Genomic DNA, 18,409 nt, shown 5'->3' on the forward strand with positions numbered 1-18,409 from the left:
CAAACACCGCTCTAGGTCAAAAAAACAGCTTTAATTTCATTGCTTATCCATCCTGTTGATTTTTTTAATAAGAAGAACATAGACGGGCTATTTGGCGCGCTAATGGTCAGGGCGCTGATTGAAAATTTCGTTCTTTAAAAAAATAAAAAACACTTTTTAGGCAGTTTTGAAATTATAAGATATTGATAATTATGGTTTTTATATTTCTTTTAATTTCTCTATACAGCATACGTATAGAGCATGTCGTTATTTCGATTGGTCAATTAAACACCGTTGAGTACTCTTCAAGTACGCTGTTTTTACGCACTTCTTACAGAGTGTGCGAAACGCGTAGCAAGTGTTGAGCCAGCTTGACCCTGTCTGAGCGGGGTAACACTTAGGGCTTTGACGCGTCGTTGCGCACAGTCTTGCATCACAAAAGAACGGCACAGCAGATGGCCAGAAACAGTTGCTGTGTGGCTCATTCAGAGCAAACAATAATTACGCAAAATGGAGAGTTAAAATGAAATTACGGTTAGCCGCTTTACCTCTTGCCATCATGGCAGCCAGTGCGATCGCCACGTCTGCAAACGCCGCTTCAACGTTAGTGTACTGCTCCGAAGGCAGTCCAGAAGGTTTTAACCCGGCTTTTTACACCACTGGGACCACATTTGATGCCAGCTCTAAGAATATGTTCAACCGTCTGGTCGAGTTCAAATTGGGGACAACGGAAACCGAACCAGGCTTAGCGGAGAGCTACGAAGTATCTGAGGATGGGCTTGAATACACTTTCCATTTGCGTAAAGGCGTGAAATTCCATAGCGCTAAAGACTTTAAACCGACGCGTGATTTCAATGCCGACGATGTGATTTTTACGTTCGCTCGTCAGTGGGATGACAGCCACCCTTATCATAATGTTTCCGGTGGTTCTTACGAATACTTCAACGGTATGGGGATGCCGGACTTAATCAAAGACATTGTAAAAGTGGACGATTACACGGTGAAGTTTGTGCTCAACAAACCGGAAGCGCCGTTTGTGGCCAACCTAGCCATGGACTTTGCTTCCATCTTCTCGGCAGAGCAGGCCGATTACTTGATGGACAAAGGGACACCTGAGCAATTGGACATCAACCCTGTGGGAACCGGGCCGTTCCAGAAGGTTCAATACCAAAAAGACTCTTTGATTCGTTACACCGCGTTTGATGATTACTGGAAAGGCCGTGCCGAGATTGATCGTCTTGTGTTCTCGATTACCCCAGATGCCTCGGTGCGTTATGCCAAACTGAAAGCCGGTGAATGTCATGTGATGCCGTACCCGAATCCTGCCGACCTTGAGCAAATGGAAGCAGACAGTGACATCAACCTGATGCATCAAGAAGGTCTAAACGTAGGTTACCTAGCGTTTAACACGCAAAAAGCACCGTTTAATGACACCAAGGTACGCCAAGCCTTGAACTACGCCACCAATAAAAACGCCATCATTGATGCGGTGTTCCAAGGCGCAGGCAAAGTAGCTAAAAACCCGATTCCACCGACGATGTGGTCTTACAACGACAACGTCAAAGACTACTCATATGATCCAGTAAAAGCCAAAGCGCTTTTAAAAGAAGCGGGCTATGAAGACGGCTTTAAAACCAATATTTGGGCCATGCCAGTACAGCGTCCTTACAACCCGAATGCCCGCCGCATGGCCGAAATTATCCAAGAAGACTGGAAGCAGGTCGGTGTCGATGCAGAGATTGTGTCGTATGAATGGGGTGAGTACCTAAAACGCTCGACCAAAGGGGAGCATGACTCTGTGTTACTCGGCTGGACAGGTGATAACGGTGACCCAGATAACTTCATGTATGTATTGCTTGGCTGTGATGGTGTCGGTGGCTCAAACCGTGCCCAATGGTGTAATGAAGAGTTTGATGGACTGCTGAAAGCAGCGAAGCAAACCTCTGATAAAAGCAAGCGTACCAAGCTTTATGAAGAAGCGCAGCTGGTCTTTAAACGCGAAGCGCCATGGATGACGGTGGCCCACTCGGTGGTCTACGAACCGATTCGTGAAGAAGTCAAAGGCTACAAAATCGACCCACTTGGCGGTCACTACTTCTACAACGTGAGTCTTGAGAAGTAATTTGCCCCAACACACCGTTTGAGCACCGAGCTGCACGGCTCACAAAGCACAGTATGCGTGGAAGCATGCTGTGCTTTAAACGGCTCAGCCTGAGTGTGAATCGCTCAATGACCTAACAAGAGCCAGTCATTATGTTCCAGTTTATTTTTCGACGATTAAGTTTAGTCATCCCGACGTTTATCGGGATTACCTTGCTGACGTTTACACTGATCCGTTTGATTCCCGGTGACCCAATTGAGGTCATGGCTGGTGAGCGCGGTGTCAGTGCCGAGCGTCATGCTGAACTCAGCGCACAACTTGGCTTTGATCAGCCACTTTACGTGCAGTATTTTAATTATGTAAGCGGCGTCTTACAGGGTGACCTCGGTCGTTCACTCGTCACGAAAGAGCCCGTTCTTAGTGAGTTTTTGACGCTCTTCCCAGCCACCATTGAGTTGGCGTTTTGTGCCGCTATGTTTGCCATTTTTATCGGCCTACCGGCAGGCATCATCGCCGCCGTAAAACGCGGCACCTTGTTTGATCACTCGGTCATGACGTTTTCCCTAACCGGTTATTCGATGCCCATTTTTTGGTGGGCGTTGTTATTGATGCTGATTTTCTCGGTGAACTTAGGGTGGACGCCAGTATCTGGACGCATTGATGTGGTGTATTGGATCGATGATGTGACTGGCTTTATGTTAATCGATTCTATTTTATCGGGCGAAGAAGGAGCCTTGTCTTCCGCTATTTCACATCTGATTTTGCCAAGTATTGTATTGGGTACCATTCCCATGGCGGTGATTGCTCGAATGACACGCTCTTCAATGCTGGAAGTATTGAGTGAGGACTATATCCGCACCGCGCGCGCCAAAGGCATTGCACCTTGGCGAGTGATCATCATTCATGCGTTACGTAATGCGCTCATCCCAGTGATTACCGTAATCGGTTTACAGGTCGGTATTTTGTTATCAGGCGCGATCTTAACGGAAACCGTGTTTGCTTGGCCGGGCATTGGTAAGTGGCTAATCGAGTCGATTGGACGCCGTGATTACCCAGTGGTACAAGGCGGTATTTTGATCGTCGCGAGCATCATTATCGTGGTCAACCTCTTGGTCGATGTTGCCTACGGTATCGTTAATCCACGTATACGACACAGCCGATAAGGAGGGTGCAATTATGACGACTGAAACGTTACAGGCGCCTGCGCCAAGAACACCACTGCAAGAGTTTTGGCATTATTTTAAAGGCAATAAAGGCGCTGTTACAGGCCTCGTATTTATTCTAATCGTATGTTTTATGGCGCTGTTTGCGGACATTGTGGCGCCGCATTCTCCGTCAGACCAAGCCCGTGATGCATTGTTGTTACCACCGGCTTGGATGGACGGTGGCAATTGGGCGTACTTCCTCGGTACGGACGATGTTGGGCGCGATATTCTGTCTCGGATTATTCATGGCGCACGCTTGTCGCTGTCGGTTGGTTTAGTCGCCGTGACCGCGTCTTTGATGATGGGGATTTTGATGGGATTGGTTGCGGGCTACTGTAAGGGCGTAGTCGATACCATCATCATGCGCATCGTAGACATCATGCTGGCGATGCCGAGCCTGTTATTGGCGATTGCGATTGTGGCGATTTTAGGTCCCAGTATCGTCAATGCGGCGTTAGCCATTTCAATTGTCTCACTACCGCATTATGTCCGCCTCACACGTGCGGCAACCATGGCAGAAATGTCGCGCGATTATGTGACCTCATCAAGAGTCATTGGCGCGAGCCCATTGCGTCTAATGTTTGTTTGTATTTTACCTAACTGTGTTGCGCCGTTGATCGTGCAAGCGACACTGGGCTTCTCGACGGCTATTTTGGATATGGCTGCTTTAGGCTTCCTTGGTTTAGGTGCACAACCCCCGACGCCTGAGTGGGGCAGTATGCTGGCGGATGCTTTGCAATTCGTACAGCGTGCTTGGTGGGTCGTGACCTTTCCTGGTCTGATGATCTTGTTGACGGTGCTGGCGTTTAATCTCATGGGCGACGGCCTGCGTGATGCCCTTGATCCGAAATTGAAGCAGTAGGAGCTCAAATGTCATTACTTAAGTTAGAAAATTTATCAGTCACGTTTGGTCAGTTTCGTGCAGTGGATCAGATCAGTTATACCGTGAACGAAGGTGAGGTTCTGGGCATTGTTGGTGAATCCGGCTCTGGTAAAAGTGTCAGTTCATTGTCTTTGATGGGGTTGATTGATTATCCCGGTAAAGTGTCGGCCGATGAGCTGAGCTTTATGGACCAAGATTTACTGTCTATGCCAGAAGCCCAGCGCCGTAAGATTACCGGCTCGGATATCGCGATGATTTTCCAAGACCCAATGACCAGTTTAAATCCTTGCTACACCGTGGGTTACCAGATTATTGAAGCGTTAAAAACTCATCAAGGCGGTACTAAAAAAGAGCTTAAAACGCGTGCTATTGAGCTGCTCAATTTGGTGGGGATTCCTGCGCCTGAGTCCCGACTCAGTGCGTATCCGCATCAGCTGTCGGGCGGTATGAGTCAGCGCGTAATGATTGCCATCGCCATTGGTTGTAACCCTAAATTATTGATTGCCGACGAGCCAACCACAGCATTAGACGTGACCATTCAAGCGCAAATTATTGATTTGTTGATTGATTTACAAAAGCAAAAACAGATGGGATTAGTGCTGATTACACATGACTTAGCACTGGTCGCTGAGGTGGCTCATCGGGTCATTGTGATGTATGCCGGTCAGATTGTAGAAAGTGGTCCCGCCAATGAGGTGTTTTCGACACCTAAGCACCCTTATACGCAGGCCTTGCTGGCGTCTTTACCTGAGTCGGCCGCTGGCAAAGCGCGTCTGGAAGCACTACCAGGTGTAGTGCCTGGGCAATATGACCGACCAAAAGGCTGTTTGTTGAGTCCTCGTTGTCCTTACGCGACAGACCATTGTCGAAATGTGGTGCCGGACAACCAAGGCCCGCTGGAGCGTCAAGTGAAATGCCATACACCGTTAGACACACTGGGGAGACCTGCCGCATGAGCCAAGAATTAGTGTTGAATGCCCATAATCTGAAGCAGCATTATCACGTCAAACAAGGCTTATTTAAGCCCGAGGCGACGGTCAAAGCAGTAGATGGCGTAAGCTTTACCTTGGACAGAGGTAAAACCCTAGCTGTTGTGGGGGAGTCAGGCTGCGGGAAGTCTACTCTAGGACGAATGTTGACCATGATTGAAACACCGACTGAAGGTCAGTTGAATTTTCTTGGGGAAGATCTTCTGTCACTCTCCAAAGAACAGCAAAAAGAGCTGCGTCAGAAAATTCAAATCATCTTTCAAAACCCGTATGGCTCGTTGAATCCACGCAAGAAAATTGGGGCGATCTTAGAAGAGCCATTGGTGATCAACACCCAATTAAATAAAGCCGAGCGCAAAGCCAAAGCCTTGGCCATGATGGCAAAAGTGGGCTTGAAAACCGAGCATTATGATCGCTACCCTCATATGTTTTCCGGCGGGCAGCGTCAGCGTATTGCGATTGCCCGTGGTTTAATGCTGGATCCAGAAATCATTGTTGCAGACGAACCGGTTTCGGCTTTGGATGTGTCGGTGCAAGCGCAGGTGCTGAATTTGATGATGGATCTACAGCAAGAGTTTGGTTTGAGTTATGTGTTTATTTCCCATGATCTGTCAGTCGTCGAGCACATCGCCGATGAAGTGATGGTGATGTATCTTGGTAAAGTCGTCGAACACGGTAAAAGTGAAGACGTCTTTACGCAGCCTAAACACCCTTATACTCAAGCGCTGTTGTCCAGTACGCCACAGCTTTCTAGTGATAAACGCCGTCAACGTATCAAGCTGCAAGGAGAGTTACCCTCACCCTTGAACCCACCGAGTGGTTGTGCCTTTCATGGTCGTTGCCAATACGCAAATGAGCGTTGTCGTAAAGAAACTCCTGTGCTCCGCAGTCATGCCGACGCGCATTTGATTGCCTGTCATGCGGTAGAGGAAGAGCGCCTAGAAAGTTTCTCCGGTGCAGCGTAAAGCGGTAGGAATCAAGCGATATTGATCAAGTCTTCGCTTGATTCCTTACTAGGCGCAGAGCGGTCTCTTACCTATACTGTTTCAATGACCAAGTGGTCAAGGTTTTACGATTAATAAGAGGTGAGCGCTATTCTGATACGCACGATTAGCAAGCCGCCCATACGATAGGAACACGAATGTTACGACGCCTACTCATAATATTATGTCTGGGGCTAAGCTCAATGATGTGCTTGGCCGTGGATCTACGTGTTGCATTGGATGCTGACCCCATCTCTTTAGACCCTCATGAACAGCTCTCAGAAGGGGGGATTCAATACTCCCATGCGGTATTTGATCCACTTGTCAGATGGCGTCAAGATGGTACCTTTGAACCTAGACTGGCTACGTCTTGGGAAGTACAAGATGAGCGGACGTTACGTCTTCATTTACGTCAAGACGTGCGTTTCCATTCCGGTAATCCCCTTACAGCAGAGGATGTTTTATTCACAATTGAGCGCTTAAAAAGTTCGATAGACTTCAAAGCTTTATTTAATGTTGTGCAAGATGTGGACAAAATCGACGATTATACCGTTGATATTCACACAAACCATGCTTATCCCCTGTTATTGAATATTTTGGCCTACGTGTTTGTCGTCGATAAAACGTTTTACGAAGGGCGCTCGGAGATCGTGAAGTTTGGGCAAACATTTGCTTCAACCAATGTGTCTGGCAGTGGTCCCTTTACTGTCCGCGATCGTGTTGTGGGGCAACGGTTAACATTGGTTCGAAACCCTGATTATTGGGACACACAGTCAGTGGGAAATGTTGAACAGCTTGAGCTGCTACCGATTCGTTCGGACTCGACTAGGCTGGCTGCGTTATTGACGGGTGGCGTCGATGTTATTTCGCCGGTGGCACCGATTGATATCGTACGTGTTCAGCGTACACCAAACGTTAAGTTACTGGCACTCACTGGTACACGTATTGTGATGCTGCAGATGAATCAAGCGAGACGAGTAGAATTTCAAGATATTCGCGTGCGTCGAGCGATGAATCTGGCGGTTAATCAAGCGTTGATCGTGGAGAAAATCCTTCGAGGCTATGGCGAGCCAGCAGGTCAGTTGAGTTCGGCTGCATTCTTGGGGCATGTCAGTGATTTAGTGCCTCAAAGTGATTTAGAGCGGGCACGTGAATTAATGAAAGAAGCCGGCTATCAAGACGGCTTTCGTGTCACCATGATGGCGCCTAACAATCGTTATATGAGCGATGAACGAGTGGCATTGGCGGCCTCAGCAATGTTAGCCAAGATCAACATTCAAGTGGATTTGAAAACCTTCCCTAAAGCGCAATATTTTCAGTTTTTTGATCAACAAGCCGCTGACATCATGATGCTGGGCTGGCAGTCGGATACCTTTGATTCCAACAATATTTATGAATTCGTTCTCGCCTGTCGTGATACAGACACCGGTATGGGGGCTTATAACGCGGGAAGAGTGTGTGATCGTAAGCTTGATGACGCCATTGTGTTGGCAAATCAAGAAATGGATGTCGCACAGCGCGTTGCATTACTTCGTGGTATTGAAATGCGAGCTGTTGATCAGGCTTGGGTGATTCCACTGTATTGGCAGCCGATTATTTGGGCGTCAAAACAGCATGTAGATCTTGATAGCGTGGTAAACTTTTTAAACTTCCCTTATTGGGGCGATTTGCATGTGAGCGTGCCCTAGGGGCGGTAGTGTGACAGCGGGTTATAAAAAGAGAGCAATTACGGAATGTTGAGTTTTATCGGGCGGCGACTATTGCAGGCCATGTTTGTCTTGCTGATCATTAGTTTTGTTAGCTTTATGATCCAAGACAAAATGGGCGACCCTGTGCGTCAGATGGTTGGTCAGTCCGTCACATTGGAGCAGCGCGAAGCCTTGCAACAAGAGCTGGGACTGAACGATCCGATGTTGATCCAGTATGGGCGTTTTCTAGGGCGGGCGATTCAAGGGGATTTGGGGACTTCCTATTATTATAAAGAACCCACCATTGATGTTATTGCTAGCCGCTTACCCGCGACATTAGAACTGTCTTTTGCTGCCTTGGTGCTGGTCATTTTGTTAGCGATTCCTTTAGGCGTATTTGCTGCCATTCATCCCAAAAACCTCTTATCGCGAGCGGTTTTACTGTTTAGCACGTTAGGTCTTTCTGTGCCGATTTTCATCGTTGCGGTTTTTTTGATGTACTTTTTTGCCATAGAGTGGGGGATACTGCCAAGTTTTGGACGTGGTGAAACCACGTCGGTGTTTGGTCTGTGGCAATCAGGTCTGTTCAATCGTGATGGTTTGCGGCATCTGCTATTACCCAGTTTGTCTTTAGCGTTTGTACTGACGCCTATTTTTATTCGTTTGATTCGCGCTGAAATGATGGATGTTCTGCAAAGTGATTACATCCGCTATGCGTGGGCTAAGGGCATTTCCGCGCCGCGGATCTATTTTATTCATGCGCTGAAAAATACCATGTTGCCCGTGATCACAGTCGGTGGCATTCAATTAGGTACCTTAGTGGCGTACACCATTTTGACAGAAAGTATTTTTCAATGGCCGGGGATGGGACTTTTGTTTATGGATGCAGTAACACGAGTCGATGTGCCGCTTATTTCAACGTACCTGATTTTTGTAGGTGTAATCTTTGTGGTAACCAATACCTTGGTTGATGTTGTATACAGTCTTGTGAATCCTCGTGTTCGTATTCCGGGGTACAGCTAATGAATGTCTTACATCGGCCTCCTGTTCAAGGCAACAGTGAACGAGTTACTCGGATGCGTCACGTCTTAGTTGCCATGCGTGGAGACAAGTTGGCTCTGTTTGCCTTACTGATTTTTGCATTCTATTGCTTAGTGGCGTTATTGGCACCGTTGCTTGCCCCCTATGATGTGAACAGCACTGAGTTTATGAATTTGGAGAATGCGGAGTTAGCACCTGCTTGGCAAACGGGGGATACACGCTTTTTATTGGGGACTGACACGCAAGGTAGAGACTTGTTGTCGGTCATTTTACATGGCACGCGTTTATCGCTCACCATTGGTGTATGTGCGGTGTTGATTCAAGTCTTCCTGGGTGTTGGAATAGGTTTGTTATCAGGCTATATAGGCGGGCGCTTAGACGCTTTTCTAATGCGTGTAGCGGATATTCAGTTGTCCTTCTCTACTATGATGGTGGCGATTGTTGTATTGGCCGTTTTTCAAACGTTGTTTGGTCATGCCGCGTACCAGCAATTGGCGATGCTAATGCTAATTATCGTGTTAGGGGTGGCGGAATGGCCGATCTTTGCTCGGACTGTGCGTGCCTGTGTGTTTGCGGAAAAAGAAAAAGAGTACATCGATGCTGCGCGTATTTTAGGCGTAAGCAAAGCACGCATTATGCTGCGTCATCTTCTACCGAATACCGTGTCTCCGATTTTAGTTATTTTAACCATTCAGATTGCCAATGCGATTGTGGCAGAAGCCGCGTTGTCTTTTCTTGGTTTGGGGATGCCACCTAACCAGCCGTCTTTGGGCGCGCTGATTTCATCTGGTTTCAATTACTTATTCTCGGGCGCTTGGTGGATTTCAGTGTTTCCGAGTGTGACGCTTATCCTAATGATTTTTGTGATGAATTTATTAGGCGACTGGTTGCGAGATCATCTTAACCCACAAGTCACGAGGGGCTAGAGATGAGCTTGTTATCGGTCAATGGATTGTCTGTGAAATTCAAACAGCGTCGTGAAGACTTAGTTGCGTTGCATGATGTCAGCTTGAGTTTAGAGCGCGGTGAACGATTGGCCATTGTCGGAGAGTCAGGGGCGGGAAAATCCCTTTTAGGCTACGCTATCGTCAACTTACTTATGAAGCCTGGTTTCATTGCTGAGGGCAGTATTAAGTTAGATGATCGAGAACTGACAAGACTGAGCTCTAAGCAATGGCAAGAGATTCGTGGCAAGAGAATTGCGATGATTTTTCAGGACCCTATGGTGACCCTGAACCCTGTGTTAAGCGTGGGTGATCAAATGGTGGAAGCGATTCGTAGCCACACGCGGATAAACTACAGCGATGCGAAAAAACTGGCCATTGAAAAACTCGCTCATGTTCGTATAGCGGCTCCTGCGCAGCGTTTTGATCAGTATCCCCATGAATTATCAGGAGGAATGCGGCAACGTGTGATCATTGCGATTGCGTTGTTACTTGCCCCTGAAATCATTATTGCGGACGAACCGACTACGGCTTTAGACGTGACCATTCAAGCGGAAATCCTGCAGTTGTTAAAACAGATTTGTGCCGACAATGGTGTTGCGTTGATCTTAATTACCCATGATTTTGGTGTGGTGTCACGCATTGCTGAGCGCACGTTAGTGATGTATGCAGGCCGTATTGTGGAGCAAGGGCCTACGTTGGAAATTATTAATGATCCGCAGCATCCTTATACGCAGGGGTTGCTCAATGCCTTACCGCAAATGGCTTTGCCTGGTCAGCGTTTAAACCAGATACAAGGCAATATGCCGCCGCTGAATGATCAGCCTAGTGGCTGTGCTTTTCATCCTCGCTGCCCGTACGCTGAGGATAAATGTCGACAACAGCCGCCTAACTTTATTTTTAGCGGTGTGTCGACGGTTGCATGCTATGCGATTGAAGACATGCTGCAAGCGTTTGAACCCCTCAGTGAGGAGGACGCTGATGACTAAGCCTTTGATGTCGATACAAGGCGTAGAAAAGGCGTTTCGGAGTCGCAATGGGTGGCGCTGGGCGAGTTGGTTAAGTGGTCGAACGCAAACGGTTAAATCGGATCAAGTTTTTGCCATCAATGGGGTTGATTTGACCATTGAACGGGGAGAAACCTTGTGTGTTGTCGGTGAAACAGGTTGCGGAAAGTCGACCTTAGCGCGTTTGCTAATGGGCTTAGAGCGTCCTGATCATGGACAGATTGCGTATTTAGGCGAACGTATTGATGATCTCAGTGATCGGCAGCGCATGCCGTATCGGCAAAAAATTCAAATGGTGTTTCAAAACCCGTATGCCTCGCTAAATCCTAGGATGACGGTGTATCAAATTCTTCGCGAAGCGATTGTGTTGCACCACACAGGTTGGAATCGCCAGCAAGTGGATGCTTTCATTGAAGAGCTTTTGATATCGGTAGGGCTAAGCAGTGACGCAGAAGATCGCTATCCTCATGAATTTTCTGGAGGACAGCGGCAGCGTATTTCGATCGCACGTGCATTGTCTGTGGAGCCGGATCTGATCGTTGCAGATGAGCCTTTAGCTGCGTTGGATGTGTCCGTTCAAGCGCAAGTGTTAAACCTTATGATGGATAAACAGCAAGCGCTGGGCTTGACGTATGTGTTTATTACTCATGATTTAGCCGTAGTCGAGCATTTCGCGACGCGTGTCGCGGTCATGTATTTAGGGCGTGTGTGTGAAGTTGCCTCGCGCCAACAGCTGTTTAATTCTCCCAAGCATCCTTACACTCAAGCGCTGTTGTCTTCGATTCCGCGCTTAGATAATTTAGCCTTAGAGCCGATTCATCTTTCTGGTGAAGTGCCGACACCGTTGGAAAAGCCGACTGGTTGTAGTTTCTGTGGCCGCTGCCCTTTGGTAAACCAACGCTGCTATGAACAAATTCCTCTAATGCAAGTACAAACGGATGGCAGCCAAGTGGCGTGTCATGCGGTAGAGGAGGGGCGTGCATGGAAATAAGATGGCTTGAAGACTTTATCGCCTTGGCAAGAACGCGCCACTTTTCCCGTGCCGCAGATGAACAGAATGTTACCCAGCCTACCTTTAGCCGTCGCATTAAGTTGCTTGAAGAGGAAATGAAGGTCACATTGGTGGATCGTAACACCTTACCTTTATCGTTAACGCCAGCAGGCGAAATATTCTTACAAAGTGCTGAACTGATTACTCGACAGCTTAGGGATACGAAAACTCGCTGTCTTGAAATCAAAGAGCAAGAAAAATCACAAATACGGTTTGTTACTACACAGTCGTTATTTCTGGGTTATTACCGAGAATTTGTAGAGCCGTTAGGTGAATCCTTAGGGATCAGTATTGATGTGAATATGAAGTCGAGTGCATGGGCTGGTGCTGACTTTATTAACTCGATGACGGCGAATGAGAGCGATGTGATGCTGTGCTTTTGGCATCCCGCGATTGGTTTTTTAAAGGAATTGGACGAAGAACGCTTTGAATACATCACCATTGACCGAGAGATTTTAGTCCCATGTGTGGCGACAGATAAGCAAAAGCGACCTATTTTTGAATTGCCAGGAGCGCGAAAACAGCCAATTCCTTACATTGCTTATGATGATATGACGTTTTTAGCGCCCGCCGTTCAGCATCATCTTCAGCGACAGCATGACGTGCCGCAGTTGCAGATATTGGCGAGTAACATTCATGCTGCCAGTATTAAGGCGATGGTGAAAGAGGGCTTTGGCATTGGTTGGCTACCAAAACGTTTGGTAGCGGACTCTCTTAACTACGGTTCGTTGGCGTTGGCAGGGACGGTGAATTGGAATGTGCCATTAGAGATTCGGTTGTATCGCGCGCGTGCAAACCACAACCCTAATTTGACGCAATTTTGGCAATCGTTAATCAACCAATCGCTGTAGTACAAGCTAGAGCTTACTCAGCGAATAATCGACAAACCCCTTCGCCGGCACGGCGTCCTGTTGCAAAGCACGCTGTCAGTAGATAGCCGCCTGTTGGCGCTTCCCAATCGAGCATTTCTCCGGCGCAAAATACGCCGGGTAAGCGTTTGATCATGAAATATTGATTGACGCTAGTTTGGCTGACGCCACCGGCAGTCGAAATGACTTCATCGATGGGTTTGGTTTTATAAAATGAGACCGGAATAGCTTGTAAGCAACGTGCTAATTTTACTGGGGTATCGAAGTCTTCTTTTTTGTAGGTTTCATAAAGCAGAGCCGATTTAATGCTGTCGAGCTTAATCGTCCGCTTCAAATATTTTGCTAGCGACTCTTTGGGCTTGGTATTGCTGAGTTTTTGTTCAAGTTGTTCATGGGTCAAATCTGGCAATAAGTTGATACTCAGATGACCTTCGCCGCGTAGATTGATGGCGTCACGTAGATACTTTGAAAACGCATAGATTAAGCTGCCTTCCATACCATCGCGTGTGACGATGCACTCACCCTTTTGAGTCATAGTTTGGCCGTTTGGCAATGCCATCGTAAAACTAACACCTTTGAGCGGAGCGCCTGCTAAGTTTGTTTGTAAGTGCTCACTCCAGCGGCTATAGAAACCACAATTAGTACTTTCTAATGGCGTAATATCTACACCTTGACGAGACAAAACGCTCGCCCATTTGCCGTCAGATCCTAACTTTGGCCAGCTGGCGCCCCCCATGGCCAATAGTATCGCATCTGCACTTTTGGTCTTATCAAGGCCTTCATAATTGAACGTAGCATTGAGACCATCTAATTCGATCAATTTATGGCGCATATGAAATTCTACTCCTGCATCTTTTAGGCGTTTTAGCCAATTGCGAAGGAGTGGAGCCGCTTTCATTTTTTCAGGAAAGACGCGCCCAGATGTACCGACAAATGTCTCAATACCAAGGTCATGAATCCATTGTCGTAGTGTGTCGGCATTAAAGGCTTTGATAGAGGGTTCTAGCCACTGTGATTTCTCATAGTAGCGCGTAATAAAATCTTCAAAAGGCTCAGAATGGGTAATGTTCATGCCACCAATGCCAGCAAGTAAAAACTTACGGCAGGCACTGGGCATGGCATCGTAAATATGTACTTGGTGGCCTGCGGCTTGGATAACTTCCGCTGCCATTAAACCTGCTGGGCCTGCGCCAATGATGATGACTTGCTTCACTGAGTGATCTCTATCTTAAAAATCAAAGGCGGCATAATAGCGAATTTCGCCGAAACTGCCACCCTCTGGGTCGCTTAAGATAAGTTAAGTGACGGCTATAGATTGGTGTTTTGGGTAACGGCTTCAGCAATTTATCCAAATAGTGCTTTTAAATACATTGTAATGTGCAGATAGTTTGCATATTTTTATGAAAAAGACTGAGCTATAGGTGACATTCGCTCTATGGAAATCAGCAGACTGAAACAGGGATAACAGCGTTAAACAAGGGGGGAATATGTTCTTTACTAAAGAGCGAAAAAAGACAGTGGAGAAAATGGCCATAGAGCAACGCACGGAACTAGAGCGTTGTCGTAATGAGTTGAAAGCGATTCGAGAGAATACTGCTTTTATAAATTTTGACTCAGCTGGCAATATAATCAACGCGAATGACATTTTTCTTGAGACTGTGGGTTATTCTCTAGAGGAAATTGTCGGAAAGCATCATAAAATATTTTGTTCATCTAAGTATGTGAATTCTGAGGAGTATCGACATTTCTGGTCCGATTTAGCATCAGGTAAAACCATTTCAGGTAAGTTCCCTCGCCTTCATAAAAACGGTAAAACCTTATACCTTGAAGCAAACTATTTCCCTGTTAAAAATGAAACTGGTCAGGTCATAGAAGTTATTAAAATCTGTAATAATGTGACCGAAACTCAAAATGAATTAGATGACAAGGAAGCTATTCTTGAAGCGTTAGATCGTTCTCAAGCGGTCATAAAATTTGAACCGGATGGCACCATTATTGAAGCGAATCAAAACTTTTTAGAAGTAATGGGCTATTCAATGTTTGAGATTCAGGGGCAGCATCATCGTATATTCTGCGATGATGAGTTTTATCGACATAATCCAAACTTTTGGAAGTCACTGTCGAGCGGTGAGTCCAAAATTGGCCGCTTTAAAAGATTTAATAAAAATGGTGACGTAGTATGGGTGGAAGCTACGTATAACCCGATTCTTGATGAAGACGGTAACGTTGTCCAAGTCATTAAATTTGCTTCAGACATCACTCAGCGGGTGTCCATTGCATTAAACGCGGTAGATATGGCTGCTGCGACCTCAGAGCAAACCAGTCAAATTACAACCAATGCGGTTCAAGTATTAAGTGAGGCTGTGCAAACCTCTCAAAACATTGCTGCACAAGTGACTGATGCGACTAATGTAGGCAACCAGTTAATGACTCAGTTTAAAAACATCGCTGATATTGTTGTGACGATTCGATCTATTGCAGATCAGACTAACTTATTAGCATTAAATGCTGCGATTGAAGCTGCTCGAGCGGGGGAGGCTGGTCGAGGGTTTTCCGTGGTAGCAGATGAAGTGCGCCAGCTTGCCAGTAATACTTCTGATGCCACTTCTGAGATTTCTAAAGTTGTTGAGCTCAATCATCAATTGATTCAACGTATTGATAGCGCATTAACCTCTGTATCAGGGATCGCTATGCATGGTGAAGAAAGCATCGCTCATGTCTCAAAAGGGCTTGAAGAAGTCAAAGATGGTGTAGAGCAATTTGTACAGATGGTCGAAGCAATGCGTCCTTAACGAAAAACTGAGAATGGTGTCCTCACCAGGACTCGAACCTGGAATAGCCGCTTAGGAGGCGGCAGGTATATCCCGTTTACCTATGAGGACATGCTGCGCAGTATATCAATTTGATGTGAATATACCAATACTGAATATTGCTATCTAGCTTATTGTTTTATATAGATTTTAATAATAGGAGGAACGGGCGCTTACTAAGCTCGGCCAATTGTATGCTTGCTGCTGATAGGGCGCGTGTTGCCGTTTGAGGTATAGACTTTGTTTTTGCGGTTATGGCCTTGCAGCATCTCAAACAAGGTTTTATTGCGTTTCTGTAATGTCGCTAAGATCCGAGCATTGGTATTATTTTCGCGTTTGCATTGGTCGAGTAGCGTATTACATTGTTCTACCAAGGCTTTTATATCGCTCATGTTAGGTTGTTCATCTAGCCATACTAGGAACTGTGCATCGGAAGGGTTTTTGTGATCAAGAATGCCAAACTTGATTAACATGCTGTGACGTTTTGCATTCGCAGTATCGATGTTGTCGAGCAAAGTTTTCTTTTCGGAAGCAAGTTGAAGAATATCATCTGGCGTAGCGGTCGCTAGCGCGGAACGTTCACGCAACAAAACCTCGGACAATTGTTCGAGGTTCTCTTTGATCTGGGTAAGCAGTGGGGCAAGCGGGATCATAATAAAAATTTAGCGCGTTATGAGCTAAATAATGCATCCATAGACAGCATGTTGCTGGCTAGTTTTTCTGTATCGATCTTGTATTCGCCGGCCGCAATGGCTTGCTTGATTTGCTCAACCTTATCCATGTCTACATTTGCCTCTGAATCAGAGCCTTTGACTTGTAGAGATTGCGCTACATTACTTAGCTGAACCGTATCATCAGATAAACCTTCTTTACTGTTTACGTTAGAAGTCTGAGATGAGTTGGTTGCTTCTTCTTTTTGAAGACGCTCATTTTTGTTGGTCGATAGGGCAGGTTGTGTACCTACGCCAGAAATATTAATTGCCATGTTGCTTGCCTCCAGATTTAGTCCGCTAACTCAGTTATCGGTCATGCGCGTTCAAACTTTAGATATTTGTTTGAACTATTTTCCAACCGAAGATAGCAAGTCGCTATTACTCAGTAGTTTACTAAAACCTCAGCATCACTGACAACTTTTCCGTATATAATTCGACCAGAACTGGTGTTTTTTACACGTATTTGCTGACCTTTTACGCCATCTTCTAACGCCACGCCATTCATTTTTACAACAATACTGTTGCTTTGTGCCGTTATTAACACGTTACTGCCTTTTTTTACCAAATTTGGGCGCTCTGTCACATGATCTGTTATGAAGCTATTAATACGGATGTTACGCGAGGCAATCAATCCGTAAGGTGGATTAGAGCTGGTATATAAGTGGCCCCGAAGTGATGATAAGTCAACTTCACCGATGCCTGTGTTTTGTTCATTAATGCGGTCCCCGCGGCCAATAGGAGACGTGGCTTTGATGCCTTCTATAAGAATATTTTGCTCGACAGGCACATAGGACTTCCACGTTGGAGCGTCACAACTGATGGAATAGGTCGTACGGTTTACTGCATCAGGTCGTTGGTTCTCTATATGTATATCGTGACTGCACTCAGGTAGGTAATTTAATGCGACTTTATTCTGAACCTGAATATGAATTCGAGCATCGGGATAGGTGTTTTGTAACCTTTTGTGTTCAACCTGTGCGATGAATTGTTCTATTTGAGTTTCTATTTGTGACGCACTACTCCCAGTAGATAGAAAAAAGAGTAATATGGTCAAAAGCTTGACGCGACCCATCGTTAATCTCCAAGGATGTCGACAAGGGTTAGTAAAAATTACAAAATCACTCTATCATTTGATGAAGGGTTTTCATAACAATAGGGTTTCTCCCTTCATATTTGAGCGTATATTTTAGGAGGCTTTATGGCCGGAGTTCTCGAGAGCGTAAATCAGCGTACCCAACTCGTCGGAGAAAACCGTCTAGAACTTTTGCTTTTCCGACTGAACGGTAAGCAGATTTACGGTATTAACGTTTTTAAAGTGAAGGAAGTGCTACAGTGTCCAAAGCTAACAACGATGCCGCACAGCAGTCCTGTTGTTAGAGGCGTTGCGCATATTCGTGGCGGCACCATTCCGATCCTTGATTTAGGTTTAGCAACAGGTGCCAGCCCAATTGAGAATATCGAAAACTGTTTTGTGATCATTACTGAGTACAATCGTCGAATTCAAGGTTTCTTGGTGCGTGGTGTTGAGCGTATTGTGAACATGAATTGGAGTGATATTCAGCCGCCGCCGAAAGGGCTGTCTAACGACAACTATCTGACGGCTGTTTGTCAAGTCGATAAAGAGATGGTTGAGATCATTGATGTCGAACAGATCCTTTCTGAGGTCGCGCCAACGCGCCAAGATATTTCAACCGGCATCGTCACCGACGATGTTCAACTGAATGCCAAAGAACATCATATCTTAATCGTTGATGACTCTTCTGTAGCGCGTAAGCAAATTAAGCGCTGTATGGAGCAAGTCGGTTTTGCAACGACGGTTCTTTGTGATGGTAAAGAAGCGTTGGATTACCTGAAAAACTTAGTGGGCGATGGTGTTGATGTAACAGATCACTTCTCAATGGTTATTTCGGATATCGAAATGCCAGAAATGGACGGTTACACGCTGACGACTGCGATTCGAAATGATAGTCGTCTACAGGACTTGTTTATTCTATTGCATACCTCATTAAGTGGTGTGTTTAACGAAGCAATGGTTAAAAAGGTAGGAGCAGATGGCTTCTTGGCTAAATTCCAACCTGATGAACTTGCGCGTATCGCCATTGAAACCGTTGCAGCAAAAGAAGAAGCTTAAACAAAAGCAGCGGTA

General features: G+C 46.1%; 17 protein-coding genes, 1 tRNA gene and 1 pseudogene. 14 read left to right on the forward strand and 5 right to left on the reverse strand.

Going from position 1 to position 18,409, the window contains the following annotated elements; genetic code table 11:
- Nucleotides 1-502 precede the first annotated feature (502 nt).
- From ACPUEK_RS06240 to ACPUEK_RS06290, 11 genes are all read left to right on the forward strand, one after another.
- Entirely contained in the window at nt 503-2,101 is a 1,599-nt protein-coding gene (locus tag ACPUEK_RS06240; protein WP_425642683.1) for an ABC transporter substrate-binding protein, read from the forward strand.
- A 131-nt stretch (nt 2,102-2,232) separates the two neighbouring features.
- Entirely contained in the window at nt 2,233-3,243 is a 1,011-nt protein-coding gene (locus ACPUEK_RS06245; protein ID WP_425642684.1) for an ABC transporter permease subunit, read from the forward strand.
- A gap of 13 nt (nt 3,244-3,256) precedes the next feature.
- A complete protein-coding gene (gene dppC, locus ACPUEK_RS06250; RefSeq protein ID WP_067217117.1) occupies nt 3,257-4,147 on the forward strand; it encodes a dipeptide ABC transporter permease DppC in 891 nt (296 codons plus the stop codon).
- An 8-nt stretch (nt 4,148-4,155) separates the two neighbouring features.
- Nucleotides 4,156-5,124, forward strand: a complete 969-nt coding sequence (dppD, locus tag ACPUEK_RS06255; protein ID WP_425642685.1) for a dipeptide ABC transporter ATP-binding protein — start codon at nt 4,156-4,158, stop codon at nt 5,122-5,124.
- On the forward strand, nt 5,121-6,122 hold the full coding sequence (locus ACPUEK_RS06260) for a peptide ABC transporter ATP-binding protein (RefSeq protein ID WP_425642686.1): 1,002 nt from the start codon (nt 5,121-5,123) through the stop codon (nt 6,120-6,122). The genes dppD and ACPUEK_RS06260 overlap by 4 nt, the downstream gene beginning before the upstream one ends.
- A gap of 221 nt (nt 6,123-6,343) precedes the next feature.
- Entirely contained in the window at nt 6,344-7,828 is a 1,485-nt protein-coding gene (locus ACPUEK_RS06265; RefSeq protein ID WP_425642687.1) for an ABC transporter substrate-binding protein, read from the forward strand.
- Nucleotides 7,829-7,873: 45 nt separating this feature from the next.
- Nucleotides 7,874-8,851, forward strand: a complete 978-nt coding sequence (locus ACPUEK_RS06270; RefSeq protein WP_425642688.1) for an ABC transporter permease — start codon at nt 7,874-7,876, stop codon at nt 8,849-8,851.
- A 53-nt stretch (nt 8,852-8,904) separates the two neighbouring features.
- Nucleotides 8,905-9,795: an ABC transporter permease gene (locus ACPUEK_RS06275; RefSeq protein WP_425642689.1), complete on the forward strand. Its 891-nt coding sequence runs from the start codon at nt 8,905-8,907 to the stop codon at nt 9,793-9,795.
- A gap of 2 nt (nt 9,796-9,797) precedes the next feature.
- On the forward strand, nt 9,798-10,802 hold the full coding sequence (locus tag ACPUEK_RS06280) for an ABC transporter ATP-binding protein (RefSeq protein WP_425642690.1): 1,005 nt from the start codon (nt 9,798-9,800) through the stop codon (nt 10,800-10,802).
- Nucleotides 10,795-11,811, forward strand: a complete 1,017-nt coding sequence (locus ACPUEK_RS06285; protein ID WP_425642691.1) for an ABC transporter ATP-binding protein — start codon at nt 10,795-10,797, stop codon at nt 11,809-11,811. The genes ACPUEK_RS06280 and ACPUEK_RS06285 overlap by 8 nt, the downstream gene beginning before the upstream one ends.
- Nucleotides 11,802-12,722, forward strand: a complete 921-nt coding sequence (locus ACPUEK_RS06290; RefSeq protein WP_425642692.1) for a LysR family transcriptional regulator — start codon at nt 11,802-11,804, stop codon at nt 12,720-12,722. The genes ACPUEK_RS06285 and ACPUEK_RS06290 overlap by 10 nt, the downstream gene beginning before the upstream one ends.
- Before the next feature lie 13 nt (nt 12,723-12,735).
- Here ACPUEK_RS06290 and ACPUEK_RS06295 read toward each other — a convergent pair whose 3' ends face one another.
- Entirely contained in the window at nt 12,736-13,953 is a 1,218-nt protein-coding gene (locus tag ACPUEK_RS06295) for a TIGR03862 family flavoprotein (protein ID WP_139084470.1), read from the reverse strand.
- Nucleotides 13,954-14,266: 313 nt separating this feature from the next.
- Between ACPUEK_RS06295 and ACPUEK_RS06300 the strand changes: the two are divergent.
- Nucleotides 14,267-15,001: pseudogene (locus ACPUEK_RS06300) on the forward strand (PAS domain-containing protein); the annotation flags it as partial.
- A gap of 33 nt (nt 15,002-15,034) precedes the next feature.
- Nucleotides 15,035-15,532, forward strand: a complete 498-nt coding sequence (locus ACPUEK_RS06305) for a methyl-accepting chemotaxis protein (RefSeq protein ID WP_231872565.1) — start codon at nt 15,035-15,037, stop codon at nt 15,530-15,532.
- Between the two features lie 14 nt (nt 15,533-15,546).
- Here the strand turns inward: ACPUEK_RS06305 and ACPUEK_RS06310 are convergent.
- The 4 genes from ACPUEK_RS06310 to flgA all read right to left on the reverse strand — a co-directional run bounded on the left by ACPUEK_RS06310 (nt 15,547) and on the right by flgA (nt 17,335).
- Nucleotides 15,547-15,622, reverse strand: a tRNA-Arg gene (locus ACPUEK_RS06310).
- Between the two features lie 104 nt (nt 15,623-15,726).
- Entirely contained in the window at nt 15,727-16,203 is a 477-nt protein-coding gene (locus ACPUEK_RS06315) for a flagella synthesis protein FlgN (protein ID WP_425642693.1), read from the reverse strand.
- A gap of 17 nt (nt 16,204-16,220) precedes the next feature.
- Nucleotides 16,221-16,535, reverse strand: a complete 315-nt coding sequence (gene flgM / locus ACPUEK_RS06320; RefSeq protein WP_067031170.1) for a flagellar biosynthesis anti-sigma factor FlgM — start codon at nt 16,533-16,535, stop codon at nt 16,221-16,223.
- A gap of 110 nt (nt 16,536-16,645) precedes the next feature.
- Complete coding sequence (flgA, locus tag ACPUEK_RS06325) at nt 16,646-17,335, reverse strand: flagellar basal body P-ring formation chaperone FlgA (protein WP_067217147.1); 690 nt, start codon at nt 17,333-17,335, stop codon at nt 16,646-16,648.
- A gap of 126 nt (nt 17,336-17,461) precedes the next feature.
- On the opposite strand from flgA, the gene ACPUEK_RS06330 reads away from it, so the two are divergent.
- Nucleotides 17,462-18,394, forward strand: coding sequence for a chemotaxis protein CheV (locus ACPUEK_RS06330; protein WP_067031164.1), 933 nt, complete (start codon nt 17,462-17,464; stop codon nt 18,392-18,394).
- Nucleotides 18,395-18,409: the final 15 nt, after the last annotated feature.

This window comes from Marinomonas gallaica, assembly GCF_049821165.1.
GTDB lineage: Bacteria > Pseudomonadota > Gammaproteobacteria > Pseudomonadales > Marinomonadaceae > Marinomonas > Marinomonas gallaica.

What these genes read in the sequence shown, in the direction of transcription:
- ACPUEK_RS06240 (WP_425642683.1), top strand. Translation starts at nt 503, where the DNA reads ATGAAATTACGGTTAGCCGCTTTACCTCTTGCCATCATGGCAGCCAGT.
- ACPUEK_RS06245 (WP_425642684.1), top strand. Translation starts at nt 2,233, where the DNA reads ATGTTCCAGTTTATTTTTCGACGATTAAGTTTAGTCATCCCGACGTTT.
- dppC (WP_067217117.1), top strand. Translation starts at nt 3,257, where the DNA reads ATGACGACTGAAACGTTACAGGCGCCTGCGCCAAGAACACCACTGCAA.
- dppD (WP_425642685.1), top strand. Translation starts at nt 4,156, where the DNA reads ATGTCATTACTTAAGTTAGAAAATTTATCAGTCACGTTTGGTCAGTTT.
- ACPUEK_RS06260 (WP_425642686.1), top strand. Translation starts at nt 5,121, where the DNA reads ATGAGCCAAGAATTAGTGTTGAATGCCCATAATCTGAAGCAGCATTAT.
- ACPUEK_RS06265 (WP_425642687.1), top strand. Translation starts at nt 6,344, where the DNA reads ATGATGTGCTTGGCCGTGGATCTACGTGTTGCATTGGATGCTGACCCC.
- ACPUEK_RS06270 (WP_425642688.1), top strand. Translation starts at nt 7,874, where the DNA reads ATGTTGAGTTTTATCGGGCGGCGACTATTGCAGGCCATGTTTGTCTTG.
- ACPUEK_RS06275 (WP_425642689.1), top strand. Translation starts at nt 8,905, where the DNA reads ATGCGTCACGTCTTAGTTGCCATGCGTGGAGACAAGTTGGCTCTGTTT.
- ACPUEK_RS06280 (WP_425642690.1), top strand. Translation starts at nt 9,798, where the DNA reads ATGAGCTTGTTATCGGTCAATGGATTGTCTGTGAAATTCAAACAGCGT.
- ACPUEK_RS06285 (WP_425642691.1), top strand. Translation starts at nt 10,795, where the DNA reads ATGACTAAGCCTTTGATGTCGATACAAGGCGTAGAAAAGGCGTTTCGG.
- ACPUEK_RS06290 (WP_425642692.1), top strand. Translation starts at nt 11,802, where the DNA reads ATGGAAATAAGATGGCTTGAAGACTTTATCGCCTTGGCAAGAACGCGC.
- ACPUEK_RS06305 (WP_231872565.1), top strand. Translation starts at nt 15,035, where the DNA reads ATGGCTGCTGCGACCTCAGAGCAAACCAGTCAAATTACAACCAATGCG.
- ACPUEK_RS06315 (WP_425642693.1), bottom strand. Translation starts at nt 16,203, where the DNA reads ATGATCCCGCTTGCCCCACTGCTTACCCAGATCAAAGAGAACCTCGAA.
- flgM (WP_067031170.1), bottom strand. Translation starts at nt 16,535, where the DNA reads ATGGCAATTAATATTTCTGGCGTAGGTACACAACCTGCCCTATCGACC.
- flgA (WP_067217147.1), bottom strand. Translation starts at nt 17,335, where the DNA reads ATGGGTCGCGTCAAGCTTTTGACCATATTACTCTTTTTTCTATCTACT.
- ACPUEK_RS06330 (WP_067031164.1), top strand. Translation starts at nt 17,462, where the DNA reads ATGGCCGGAGTTCTCGAGAGCGTAAATCAGCGTACCCAACTCGTCGGA.